At 66.3% G+C, this 11652-nt stretch carries 11 protein-coding genes and 1 pseudogene; 6 read left to right on the top strand and 6 right to left on the bottom strand.

What is annotated here, in order from left to right:
• Window positions 1-12 precede the first annotated feature (12 nt).
• Window positions 13-846, top strand: a pseudogene (locus tag D9V29_RS08650) (alpha/beta fold hydrolase).
• A 3-nt stretch (window positions 847-849) separates the two neighbouring features.
• On the opposite strand, the gene D9V29_RS08645 reads toward D9V29_RS08650, so the two are convergent.
• Window positions 850-1188: a cupin domain-containing protein gene (locus D9V29_RS08645; RefSeq protein WP_121672921.1), complete on the bottom strand. Its 339-nt coding sequence runs from the start codon at window positions 1186-1188 to the stop codon at window positions 850-852.
• A 132-nt stretch (window positions 1189-1320) separates the two neighbouring features.
• Between D9V29_RS08645 and D9V29_RS14920 the strand changes: the two genes are divergently transcribed.
• Window positions 1321-1488 (top strand): hypothetical protein, encoded by a 168-nt coding sequence (locus D9V29_RS14920; protein ID WP_183084963.1) that lies wholly within the window; start codon window positions 1321-1323, stop codon window positions 1486-1488.
• Window positions 1489-1612: 124 nt separating this feature from the next.
• On the opposite strand, the gene D9V29_RS08640 is transcribed toward D9V29_RS14920, so the two are convergent.
• The gene (locus tag D9V29_RS08640) at window positions 1613-2050 is read right to left on the bottom strand and encodes an Lrp/AsnC family transcriptional regulator (protein ID WP_121672920.1); all 438 of its coding nucleotides are present in this window, start codon (window positions 2048-2050) and stop codon (window positions 1613-1615) included.
• Between the two features lie 179 nt (window positions 2051-2229).
• On the opposite strand from D9V29_RS08640, the gene ddaH reads away from it, so the two are divergent.
• From ddaH to D9V29_RS08620, 4 genes are all read left to right on the top strand, one after another.
• On the top strand, window positions 2230-3090 hold the full coding sequence (ddaH, locus tag D9V29_RS08635) for a dimethylargininase (RefSeq protein WP_121672919.1): 861 nt from the start codon (window positions 2230-2232) through the stop codon (window positions 3088-3090).
• Window positions 3087-4418 carry an ornithine--oxo-acid transaminase gene (rocD, locus tag D9V29_RS08630; RefSeq protein ID WP_121672918.1) on the top strand — a complete coding sequence of 444 codons (1332 nt, stop codon included), beginning with the start codon at window positions 3087-3089 and terminating at the stop codon, window positions 4416-4418. The genes ddaH and rocD overlap by 4 nt, the downstream gene beginning before the upstream one ends.
• 34 nt (window positions 4419-4452) lie before the next feature.
• Window positions 4453-5919 (top strand): peptide MFS transporter, encoded by a 1467-nt coding sequence (locus D9V29_RS08625; RefSeq protein WP_121672917.1) that lies wholly within the window; start codon window positions 4453-4455, stop codon window positions 5917-5919.
• A 76-nt stretch (window positions 5920-5995) separates the two neighbouring features.
• A complete protein-coding gene (locus D9V29_RS08620; RefSeq protein ID WP_121672916.1) occupies window positions 5996-6733 on the top strand; it encodes a polyprenol monophosphomannose synthase in 738 nt (245 codons plus the stop codon).
• 102 nt (window positions 6734-6835) lie between these two features.
• Here D9V29_RS08620 and D9V29_RS08615 read toward each other — a convergent pair whose 3' ends face one another.
• The 4 genes from D9V29_RS08615 to D9V29_RS08600 all read right to left on the bottom strand — a co-directional run bounded on the left by D9V29_RS08615 (window position 6836) and on the right by D9V29_RS08600 (window position 11564).
• Entirely contained in the window at window positions 6836-8104 is a 1269-nt protein-coding gene (locus D9V29_RS08615; RefSeq protein WP_121672915.1) for an alpha-hydroxy acid oxidase, read from the bottom strand.
• Window positions 8105-8185: 81 nt separating this feature from the next.
• Window positions 8186-8911: a FadR/GntR family transcriptional regulator gene (locus D9V29_RS08610; RefSeq protein WP_121673031.1), complete on the bottom strand. Its 726-nt coding sequence runs from the start codon at window positions 8909-8911 to the stop codon at window positions 8186-8188.
• 124 nt (window positions 8912-9035) lie between these two features.
• Window positions 9036-9956 carry a 2-hydroxyacid dehydrogenase gene (locus D9V29_RS08605; RefSeq protein WP_121672914.1) on the bottom strand — a complete coding sequence of 307 codons (921 nt, stop codon included), beginning with the start codon at window positions 9954-9956 and terminating at the stop codon, window positions 9036-9038.
• A 183-nt stretch (window positions 9957-10139) separates the two neighbouring features.
• Complete coding sequence (locus D9V29_RS08600) at window positions 10140-11564, bottom strand: rhamnulokinase (RefSeq protein WP_121672913.1); 1425 nt, start codon at window positions 11562-11564, stop codon at window positions 10140-10142.
• Between the last annotated feature and the right edge of the window lie 88 nt (window positions 11565-11652).

The following is an 11652-nucleotide window of genomic DNA, read 5'->3' as shown; positions in this document are numbered from 1 at the left end:
AAAGGTAGACCCATGAGCTTCATCACCGTCGGCCAGGAAAACTCGACTCCCATCGACCTCTATTACGAGGACCACGGTTCCGGCCAGCCCGTCGTGCTCATCCACGGATACCCACTCGACGGTAACTCGTGGGAGAAATAGGCCGCTGCGCTCCTTGAGGCCGGATTCCGCGTGATCACCTACGACCGGCGCGGGTTCGGCAGGTCGAGCAAGCCGACGACCGGCTACGACTACGACACCTTTGCTGCCGACCTGAACACGGTGCTCGAGACCCTCGACCTGACGGATGCCGTCCTCGTCGGCTTCTCGATGGGTACCGGTGAAGTCGGTCGCTACCTCGGCACCTACGGCTCAGGCAGGGTCGCGAAGGCGGCATTCCTTGCTTCACTCGAGCCGTTCCTGCTGCAGACGGACGACAACCCCGCCGGCGTCCCCCAGGACGTCTTCGACGGCATCGCTGCCGCAGCGAAGGCGGACCGGTTCGCCTGGTACGACGACTTCTTCACCAACTTCTACAATCTCGACGAGAACCTGGGATCTCGGATCAGCGAGGCCGCCGTGCGGGGGAGCTGGAACGTCGCCGCAGGCGCATCGTGGTTTGCCGCATCCGCTGTCGTGCCGACCTGGTTGACCGACTTCCGGGACGACATCCCCAAAATCGACGTCCCGACGCTGATCGTCCACGGCACCGCCGACCAGATCCTGCCGATCGACTCGACCGGGCGCCCGTTCTCGAAGCTGCTGCCCGAAGCGGACTATGTCGAGATCGAGGGGGCGCCGCACGGACTGCTCTGGACCCATGCGGATGAGGTCACCGAGGCACTGCTGGCCTTCGTCCTGAAGTAGCGTTCACTCGAGTTCTTCCTGGATCATCCGAGGGGAGGCGTGGATGCAAACCATCTCGAGGCGGTCGGTGCCCGAGTTCACGAACTTGTGTGCCGTGCCCGCCGTGACGGTGAGAATGTCGCCGGCGGTCGCTTCCATCGTCTTCCCGTCGGCGGTGACCGTGACGGCGCCCGCCCGCACCACCCACGTCTCGGTGTACGGATGCCGGTGGAGCCCCGGACCCTGTCCCGGATCGTTGTCGACGAGATAGAACGACACTCCGGATTCGTGGTGCCTGCCCTCGAATCGGGCGGTTCGTCCGGCACCGCTCCGTAAATCGGTGGCGGTCGTGCGAGTGATCATCCGTCCTCCCTGTGCGGCGTCACGCCCCGGAATATCAGCGTTGACGGATTCCCCTGTAGCAGCACTCATGAGCAGAATGCAAGGCCCCCGTCTTTGAAAACGCCCAAAGTGTGGGGCTGATAGCGTCCAATTATGAACAACACACTCCTGATCATCATCGCAGTCGTCGCCGTCATCCTGCTCTTCACAGGTGGGTTCGTGCAGTCCCTCCAGTTCCTGATCTGGGTCGGCGTGGTTCTGCTTGTCCTCGCAATCATCGTGTTCCTGCTCCGCGCACTCAGCGGCAAGAAGCGCGTCTAACCAGTTCCGCCCCCGGGAAGTCCCGGGCATAGCTGACAAACGTAAAGCCGCGCCCGGCGAAACCATTGGGTTTCGCCGGGCGCGGCTCTGTCATGGGCCCACTCGCCTGCGGACGAGTTCTCTGTCAGTCCGACGTGCGGTGGATGAGGCGCGACAGCACGATCGCGCTGCGGGTGTGATCGACGTTCGGTGCGTTCCGCACGCGCTCGAGCGCCGCCTCGAGACTCGGGATGTCACGTGACCGCATGTGCACCATCGCGTCGGCACCGCCCGTTACCGTGCCGGCGTCGATCACCTCGGGAACGGCCGAGAGAATTTTGAGAAGTTCGTCGGGCGCGACGGTGCCCCGGCAGAACAGTTCGACGTACGCCTCCGTGTGAAGGCCGTCGACGGCAGGGTCGACCTTGATGGTGAAGCCCCGGATGACTCCATCTGCAACGAGGCGGTCGACACGACGCTTGATGGCTGATGCACTCAAGCCGATCTCCTGCCCGATATCTCCGTATCCGGCTCGCGCATTCTGGCGCAAGAGGTCGATGATTCCGCGATCCAGGTTGTCCATAGTGGCAGTCTAAGCTCTGTTCGTTGCGTTTGGTGTGTCCTTTACGCATGATTCGTGCGTCGAACGGCAGACACCGTCGCGAGGCTGCGTGCGAGACTGGGGACACGGCGTGCCCCCGCGGTTTTTCTCCGCGCCGGGACTCGAGGACAGTGTCCGCCGCTTCCCCACCGGAGACGTGCATGACAAACATCGACACCGCGACGCAGGTCGCTTCAGCCACCCGCACACCGACTCCCCGCACCTATCTGATGTGCCGGCCGGACTATTTCACGGTGTCGTACAAGATCAATCCGTGGATGGAGCCCACCAAACCGACGGACACCGCGCGTGCCGTCGCCCAGTGGCAGACGCTCTACGAGACCTACATCGACCTCGGCCACACGGTCGAGCTGATCGACGGCGTCGAGGGTCTTCCGGACATGGTCTACTCGGCCAACGGCGGCTTCATCATCGACAACATCGCCTACGGCGCGAGTTTCACCTATCCGGAACGGCAGGCCGAGGGTCCCGCATACATGGACTGGTTCCGTGAGCGCGGCTTCGACGTGCGTGAGCCGGCCAACATCAATGAAGGGGAGGGTGACTTCCTGCTCGTCGGAGACACGATCCTCGCCGGAACCGGATTCCGCAGCGAATCCCGCAGCCACTCCGAGGTCGCCGAGCTGTTCGGGCGTGAGGTCGTCACGCTCAGCCTCGTCAATCCGAACTTCTATCACCTCGACACCGCGATCGCCGTTCTGGATCCACTGACCGGGGACGAGAACGCGAATATCGCGTATCTGCCGAGCGCATTCGACTCGAAGTCGCTCGCGATCCTGCAGGACCGCTACCCGGATGCGATCATCGTCAGCGAAGAAGACGCCTCCATCCTCGGGCTCAACTCCATCTCAGACGGTTACAACGTCGTGATTGCCGCACGCGCGACCGGCTTCGAACGGCAGCTGCGCGAACGCGGATACAACCCCATCGGAGTGGACCTGTCCGAGCTGTTGCTCGGAGGAGGAGGAGTGAAGTGCTGCACGCTGGAGCTACGCCGATGAGTACCCTGCGGGAGACGAACACGGCAGAGGGGGCGGCGGCGCCGAGCGGTCCCGCCCATGGAGGCTCGACCACACCCGGCCCACTCGACGCCGCCACCGCCGGCTTGAACGATGCGTCAGGTGCGTCCGGGGAGGCGATCCGCGCCGAAGAGGCCGTCGTCGCTCACAATTACCACCCTCTTCCGATCGTCGTGGCATCCGCTGAAGGCGCCTGGGTCACCGACGTGACCGGCAAGCGGTACCTTGATTGCCTCGCCGCATACTCCGCCGTGAACTTCGGTCACTCGCACCCGCTCCTGCTGGATGCCGCTCGTGAGCAGCTCGGACGGGTCACCCTGACAAGCCGTGCCTTCCACAACGACCAGCTCGGTCCGTTCGCCCAGGCACTCGCCGAGCTGTGCGGCAAGAACATGGTGTTGCCGATGAACACCGGCGCAGAAGCCGTCGAGTCGGGAATCAAGGTCGCTCGCGCCTGGGGCTACCGGGTCAAGGGAGTCTCTGCCGACCAGGCGAACATCATCGTCATGGCTGGCAACTTCCACGGCCGGACGACGACCATCATCAGCTTCTCGGATGATGACGACGCTCGCGCCGATTTCGGGCCGTTCACGCCCGGTTTCCGCACCGTCCCGTATGGAGATGCCGCCGCACTCGAAGCGGCGATCGACGAGAACACCGTCGCCGTGCTGGTCGAGCCGATCCAGGGTGAATCCGGTGTCGTCGTTCCGCCGGCCGACTACCTGCCCGCCGTCCGAGCGCTCTGCACCGAGAACAACGTCCTGTTCATCGCCGACGAGATCCAGTCAGGCCTCGGCCGCACCGGCGCGACCTTCGCGTGCGACCTGGTCGGGGTCGTGCCCGACCTATATCTGCTGGGGAAAGCACTCGGCGGCGGAATCGTTCCCGTGTCAGCTGTCGTCGGCAATGACGACATCCTCGGAGTGCTTCAGCCGGGACAGCACGGATCGACTTTCGGCGGCAACCCACTGGCATCCGCTGTCGGTCATGCTGTGGTCCGGATGCTCGCGAGCGGCGAATACCAGAAGCGCGCGCGCGTACTCGGAGCGAGACTTCACGCGAAGCTCGGGGCATTCGTCGGCCATGGCGTCATCGACGTGCATGGCGCAGGCCTCTGGGCCGGCGTCGACATCGACCCCGCCCTCGGCACCGGTCGGGACGTGTGTGAGCGTCTGATGGAGCGCGGCATCCTGGCCAAGGACACCCACGGTTCGACCATCCGTTTCGCGCCGCCGATCGTGATCGAAGAGAGCGACCTCGACTGGATGATCGAGCAGTTCGGCGAGGTGCTTGAGGGCCTGCGCGCGTAACCACGCCCCGCAGATGGGGAGTACCGTGACGTAGATGAGCAAGGTCACGCAACCGACGTCAGCGCGTGAAGACCACGGTTTCTTCGGTCAGCCGCGATCGCTCGCCAACATCTTCGGTGTGGAGATGTGGGAGCGGTTCTCCTTCTACGGCATGCAGGGCATCCTGCTCATCTACCTGTACTACGCAGCGGGCGAGGGTGGACTGGGAATTCCGCAGTCGACGGCCGCGGGAATCGTCGGCGCCTACGGCGGCGGCGTCTACCTGTCGACGATTCTCGGCGCGTGGATCGCCGACCGCCTCCTCGGTTCCGAGCGTGTGCTGTTCTACAGCGCGATCGTCATCATGTGCGGCCACATCGCGCTCGCCCTCCTGCCGGGTATGGCGGGCGTCGCCACCGGTCTCATCCTCGTCGCCATCGGCTCGGGCGGGCTCAAAGCCAGTGCGACCTCGGTCGTCGGAACGCTCTACTCCGCAGACGACCCACGCCGCGACGCCGGCTTCTCCCTCTTCTACCTCGGAATCAACCTCGGCGCCTTCGCCGGCCCGATCCTCACCGGAATCCTGCAGCGCTCCCTCGGCTTCCACTTCGGCTTCGGTCTCGCCGCCCTCGGCATGGCGGCCGGACTGCTCCAGTACTCCCTCGGGCGCAAGCGACTTCCGGATGCCGCGCGGCACGTCCCGGACCCGCTCCCGAGAAGGCGTTGGCCGTTCTTCGGGATCGTGGCGGCAGCATCCGTCGCCCTCATCGTCGTGTTCGTTTCGCTCGGTGTGATCACGGCCGAAAATCTCGTGACAGTCGTCATCGGCCTGACGGTGCTCGCGACGATCGTCTACTTCGTCGTGATTCTGTCGAGCAGGCTCGTGAGCGGGATTGAACGCAAACGGGTGTTCGCGTTCATCCCGTTGTTCATCGCGAGTGCGGCGTTCTGGTCGCTGTACCAGCAGCAATTCACGGTCGTGACGATCTACTCCGACGAGCGACTCAACCGGGACCTGTTCGGCTGGATCATGCCTGTCTCCTGGGTGCAGTCGATCAACCCGATCTTCATCATCCTGCTCTCCGGTGTGTTCGCCGCAATCTGGACCAAGTGGGGTCCGCGCCAGCCGTCGACGCCGCTCAAGTTCGCGGCGGGGACGATCATCATGGGGCTCGCGTTCCTGCTCTTCCTGCCGTTCGCAGGCGGAGAACCGAACTCGACTCCCATGCTCGCGATGATCGGCATCCTCCTCGTGTTCACCATCGCGGAACTGCTCATCTCACCCGTCGGCCTCTCGGTGGCGACGAAACTTGCGCCGAAAGTGTTCCAGACCCAGATGGTGGCGTTGTTCTTCCTCTCCATCGCACTGGGTACCGCCGTCTCGGGCTGGCTCGCGGAGTGGTACCTGACCGTGCCGGAACACCTCTACTTCGGGATCCTCGGTGGCATCGCCATCGTCATGGGGATCGCTCTCGCACTCGTCGCGCGCCCCGTGCTCAGGATGATGAGCGGCGTTCGGTAGTCTGGAATTCCGGGCATCGTCCGGGTTCTCGCCGCCCCGGACCGACCCGGATCGGCGCCGTTTTCGGAAGGATGCCGTGGCCACGACGCTCGTCATCGTCCCGACCTACAACGAGCGCGAGAACCTTGCTGCTCTGATCACACGGGTGCGCATCGCGACGCCCGACGCCGATGTTCTCGTCGTCGACGACAATTCGCCGGACGGCACCGGTGCGATCGCCGACGGCCTCGCGGCATCCGATTCCGCTGTATTCGTCCTGCACCGTACGGGCAAGGCCGGGCTCGGCAGTGCGTATGGCGCAGCATTTCGGTGGGGACTCGCGCGCGGGTACGCGAGGCTCGTCGAGATGGACGCCGATGGGTCTCACCAGCCGGAGCAGCTACCCAGCCTTCTCGCTGCAGCGGATGCCGGCGCCGACGTCGTGCTCGGATCGCGCTGGGTCCCCGGTGGTGGCGTGCGGAACTGGCCGACCTATCGGGAGCTGCTGTCGCGCGGCGGCAGCGCGTACTCGCGCATCGTGCTCGGGCTGCCGCAACGCGACGTGACCGGCGGATACCGGGTGCTGACCGCGCACGCGCTCGAGAGCATCCGCCTCGAGGATGTGCACAGCCAGGGTTACGGCTTCCAGGTGGACCTGCTCTTCCACGCCGCTCGTGCCGGGCTCCGGATCGTCGAGGTACCGATCCTGTTCGTCGAGCGTGAGCACGGGGTCTCGAAGATGACCGGGGGGATCGTCGCCGAGGCCATGTTCCGGGTCACGCTGTGGGGTCTCGGCGCACTGCCTGGCCGACTGAAGCGTCGCATCGGCCGCTGACGCTCCGGTTTGGGCAGGGCCGTGTGCGTTCGGGAGGAAAATCCGGGGGTCTGTCTCCGTAGAAAGGGTGGGCCCTCGGATTTTCCTCCCGAACGCGTGGGATCAGCGCGCGGAGGAGGCTACGGCATCCGCCGCAGGCTGCGCGTATGGCACAAGCCGGGCCAGCTGAGTGACGTGGCGCGGCTCGAGCTCGTCGAGGCTCGCGACGCCGAGGAGCTTCATCGTGCGGCGGATCTCTCCGGACAGGATCTCGATGGTGCGGTCGACGCCCTGGCGGCCGCCGGCCATCAGTCCGTAGAGGTACGCGCGGCCGATGAGCGTGAACCTGGCGCCGAGGGCGACGGATGCGACGATGTCGGCTCCGTTCATGATGCCCGTGTCGAGATGGATCTCGACCTCGTTGCCGACCTCGCGGACCACCGACGGCAGCAGGTGGAACGGGATCGGGGCGCGGTCGAGCTGGCGTCCGCCGTGGTTCGACAGAACGATCGCGTCGGCGCCGAGCTCGACGGCGAGACGGGCATCCGCGACGGACTGGATTCCCTTGACGACGAGCTTGCCCTTCCACTGCTCGCGGATGAAGCGCACTTCGTCCGGTCCGACGGTCGGGTCGAACATGGTGTCGATGAGGGCAGCCACGGTGCCGGACCAGCGGTCGAGGCTCGCGAACGCGAGCGGCTCTGTGGTGAGGAAGTTGATCCACCAGGCCGGGCGGGGCAGCGCGTTGATCACGGTCTTCGGGGTGAGCGCCGGCGGAATCGAGAAGCCGTTCTTGACGTCGCGCAGACGGGCACCGCCGACGGGGGTGTCGACGGTGACCATGAGGGTGTCGTACCCGGCCGCCTGGGCGCGGTCGACGAGCGCGAGTGAGCGGTCACGGTCGGTCCACATGTAGAGCTGGAACCAGTTGCGTCCGTTGGGGGCTGCCGCGGCGACGTCTTCGATGCTCGTCGTGCCCATCGTGGAGAGGGTGAACGGGATGCCTGCGGCTTCCGCTGCGGTCGCCCCCGCGCGCTCACCCTCGGTCTGCATCATTCGGGTGAATCCGGTCGGCGCGATCCCGAACGGCATGGCGCTCGTCTTGCCGAGCACCTCGCGGGTGGTGTCGACCTTCGACACGTCGCGGAGAACCGAGGGGTGGAACTCGATGTCCTGGAACGCCTGGCGCGCGCGTGTGAGGGAGATCTCGCCCTCCGCAGCGCCGTCGGTGTAGTCGAACGGCGCCTTCGGAGTGACGCGCTTCGCGATGGTCCTGAGGTCCGCGATACTCGTCGCCGCTGCGAGGCGGCGCGTGCGGGCGTTGAACTCGGGCTTCTTGAACTGCATGAGCGGTGCGAGGTCGTGCACACTCGGGATTCGTCGTTCGACCATGGGGTCCTCTTTTCTGTCGGAGCGTTGGGTGGAATACCTGGAGCCGGTTGCCTGGGTGCCGAGGGGAGCGGCATCCGGAACCTATGCCGGCATGTCGTCCAGGCGGTGGGTGGGAAAGTTTGTCTCGGCGTAGTAACCGGCAATGTGGCTGTGCACGGCGGCGCCGGCGCTCGCCGAGTCGCCGGACTCGATCGCATTGATGATGCCGCGGTGCTCACGCATGAGGCGGGCCGCAGTGTCCGGCCACGATGGAACGCTCGCGGCGCCGAGCCGCGCGTAGCTCTCGATCGAACTTCGAAGCCCCGCCATCGTGGCGGTGATGACCTGGTTTCCGGATGCGTCGGCGAGCGTCAGGTGGAACTCCGCGTCGAGCGCGAGGAACTCGGCAGCGGAAAGCTCCGACTCCATGGCGTCGAGCAGTGAAACGGATGCCGCGAGGCTCGGCCGCGGAGACGCTCCGGCGAGGTCTGCGGCAACGGCTGACTCGAGAACCAGCCGGGTCTTGACGACGTCTTCCACCGCGAATCCGGTCGCGGCGACCTGCAGACGCATCAGCGCAGACATCCCGCCGCCGGGAAGCGCGACGATGATCGCGCCGGAGTTCGGGCCTGAGCCTGTCGAGGTGCGGATGAGGCCGAGCACTTCGAGCACGCGGAGGGCTTCACGCACGCTCGAACGACCGACGCCGAGATCGGCGGAGAGCGCGCGTTCTCCCGGGAGGTGATCGCCGGGTCGCAGACGCCCGTCGAGGAGGTCGCGCTCAATCGCTTCGAGCACGACTTGCCAGGCGCGAGGTTCGTCCGTCACGCTGCTCCCGTCGTCGGTGTGGTCAGACCACACAGTTTACACGGAATCCGAGCCGTGTCCCGGCATCCGAATCTGAAACCGGGGCGCGACCAGCAGCTGCCACGGACGGGCAGCGCCGGGGTGATTACGTGCGCAGCACCACGTTCACGGGGTCGTCCCCGCGCTGCATCCGCTCGATCTGTTCGCGGACGAGGCGCGCCATCCGCGGCATCATCGCCGTTGTCGCGCCACCGACGTGCGGGCTGACCAACACGTTGGGGAGCGCGAACAGCGAATGCCCGTCTGGCAGCGGTTCGGGATCGGTCACGTCGAGTGCGAACCGGAGCCGCCCGGATTCGGCCTGCCGGAGGATGGCATCCGTGTCGGCGACGGCACCCCGCGCGATGTTCACGAGAAGTGCGCCGTCGCGCATGCTGGTGAGGAAGGCGTCGTCGACGAGGCCTGTGGTGCTCTCGGTGAGGGGTACACCGACGACGACGATGTCGGCCTCCGGCAGCAGTGCGGGGAGTTCATCAATGCCGTGGATGTGGCCGCGGTCATCGTCGCGGGCGCGAGTGGCGACGCGGACGACATTCACCTCGAAGGGCAGCAGCCTGTCCTCGATCGCTTTGCCGACGCCGCCATAGCCGAGGATGAGCACGGTGCGGTCTGCGAGGCTCGCGTACCGGGCGGGTGCCCACCGACCCTCATCGGCGGCACGGACGAAGTCGGGGATGCCACGCTGCACGGCGAGGATGAGAGCGAGCGTCAGTTCGGCGGTCGACGTCTCGTGCACGCTCGACGCGTTCGCGAACACGTTGCCGGGGGGCAGCACGTCGTCGACGCCGTCATATCCGATCGACTGGCTCTGGACGAGTTTCGCGGTGACACCCTCGAGGGCGGCGAGCTTCTTCGTCGCGCCCATGTATGGCTGGACGACGATGTCGAACTCCGACACGGGGGCAGGACCGGACATGTCCCACTCGACGAACTCGACTCCCTCCATCTCGCCGATTGCGGTGCGGAGAGTCGTGCCTGGAACGCCAACAACGAGGGGAGAAGTCATGCTTCGAGCCTATCCACACGGATGCCGCGAGCGCGAAAACCGGGCGGGCGCTCGTGTGCGCCGAGCGGCGAGTTCACCCGTTGCGGACGGATTCACTCGGCACGCCGGGTGAATCGGTCCGGAGTGAGTGAAAACGCGGGGCCATCCACCCGGCAGGCGGGAGCAGCGGCGGGAGCGGAGGCCTCAGCTCCGGGCGCGCGGCTCGTACCGCACCGGCGCAAACGACCGGGCGACGAGGGCCCGCAGCGACTCGAGGTCACCCTCCACGAGTCCGACGGCTCGAGCCTGCACGAGCACGTTGCCGAGTGCCGTCGCTTCGACCGGCCCGGCGAGCACCGGCAAACCCGAACGGTCAGCGGTGAGCTGGCAGAGCAGGGTGTTGAGCGACCCTCCACCCACGATGTGGATCACCGAAACCGGGGAGTTCGCGAGAGCGGCTGCCGTGTGAACGGCGTGCGCGAAGGCATCCGCGAGGCTTTCGAGAATGCAGCGCACGAAGGCGGCGGTCGAGTTCGGCACCGGGGCTCCCCGCTCACGGATGGCGTCCGCGATGCGGGCAGGCATGTCGCCCGGGGTGAGGAAGCGGGGGTCGTTGGCGTCGAAGACCGCCGTCGCCTCGGTCACGGCCGCGGCCGAGGCGAGCAACGCACCGAGGTCGATCGACTCGCCGGACTCGCGCTCCCACGTGCGCACCGACTCGCTCAGCAGCCACAGACCCATGACGTTGTGCAGGAACCGCACCCGCCCGTCGACTCCACCCTCATTGGTGAAGTTCGCTTCACGGCTTGCGTCGGTGAGCACCGGATGCTCGAGTTCGAGGCCGACGAGCCCCCAGGTGCCGCAGGAGATCCACGCCGCGTCACCGGTGAGCATGGGTACGGCGACGACAGCGGATGCCGTGTCGTGCGACCCGACGGCGATCACAGGAGTCGACGGGTCGAGGCCGGTTTCGGACGCCACCTCGGGCAGGAGAGTACCGCTGCGGTCGCCGGGCCAGATGAGCGGCGGGAACAGCGAGGTGGGCAGACCGAGCCGCTCGATCAGGGCGTCGTTCCAGCGGCCGTCGGTCCCGAGCAGCCCCGTGGTCGACGCGTTGGTTGCCTCGGCCGCGACCGCTCCGGTGAGCCAGGACGCGAGAAGGTCCGGGATGAGAAGAGCCGTATCGGCGTGTGCAAGCGCATCGCCGTCTGCGGCGAGCTGGTAGAGGGTGTTGAACGGCAGGAACTGCAGGCCGTTCTGGGCGTACAGCTCCTCGAACGGGACCACGCTGTGCACGGCGTCGACGCCGCGCTCGGTCCTGCCGTCGCGATAGTGGAACGGTTCGTGCAGCATCCGCCCGTTGGCGAGCAACGCGTAGTCGACGGCCCACGAGTCGATCCCGATGCTGAGCGGCTTCGCGGATGCCGTGCCGGCGAGTCCCGTGAGGACAGACCGGAACAGCCCCGTGGCATCCCAGTGCAGTCCATCGTCGTGCTCGGTGGGACCGTTCGGAAAACGGTGCACCTGATCGAGCCGGAGCTCGTTCGGACCGACATGCCCGAGCATGACGCGACCACTCGTCGCGCCCAGGTCGACGGCGGCGACGGCGCCGGTGCCGCGGCCACTCATGCGGCAATCCCTGGCACGGATTCACTCGGTGCGGACGGATTCACCCGGCGTACCGGGTGAACTCGTCCGGAGCAGGTGAAAACGCGAG

This window comes from Mycetocola manganoxydans (assembly GCF_003667545.1).
GTDB classification, from domain to species: domain Bacteria; phylum Actinomycetota; class Actinomycetes; order Actinomycetales; family Microbacteriaceae; genus Mycetocola_A; species Mycetocola_A manganoxydans.
This window is presented reverse-complemented; position numbering and strand designations above follow the sequence as displayed.

Coding starts and splice junctions, on each gene's coding strand:
- rocD (WP_121672918.1), top strand. CDS start 3,087: ATGAGTACCCTGCGGGAGACGAACACGGCAGAGGGGGCGGCGGCGCCG.
- D9V29_RS08605 (WP_121672914.1), bottom strand. CDS start 9,956: ATGACTTCTCCCCTCGTTGTTGGCGTTCCAGGCACGACTCTCCGCACC.
- D9V29_RS08640 (WP_121672920.1), bottom strand. CDS start 2,050: ATGGACAACCTGGATCGCGGAATCATCGACCTCTTGCGCCAGAATGCG.
- ddaH (WP_121672919.1), top strand. CDS start 2,230: ATGACAAACATCGACACCGCGACGCAGGTCGCTTCAGCCACCCGCACA.
- D9V29_RS08600 (WP_121672913.1), bottom strand. CDS start 11,564: ATGAGTGGCCGCGGCACCGGCGCCGTCGCCGCCGTCGACCTGGGCGCG.
- D9V29_RS14920 (WP_183084963.1), top strand. CDS start 1,321: ATGAACAACACACTCCTGATCATCATCGCAGTCGTCGCCGTCATCCTG.
- D9V29_RS08615 (WP_121672915.1), bottom strand. CDS start 8,104: ATGGTCGAACGACGAATCCCGAGTGTGCACGACCTCGCACCGCTCATG.
- D9V29_RS08625 (WP_121672917.1), top strand. CDS start 4,453: ATGAGCAAGGTCACGCAACCGACGTCAGCGCGTGAAGACCACGGTTTC.
- D9V29_RS08645 (WP_121672921.1), bottom strand. CDS start 1,188: ATGATCACTCGCACGACCGCCACCGATTTACGGAGCGGTGCCGGACGA.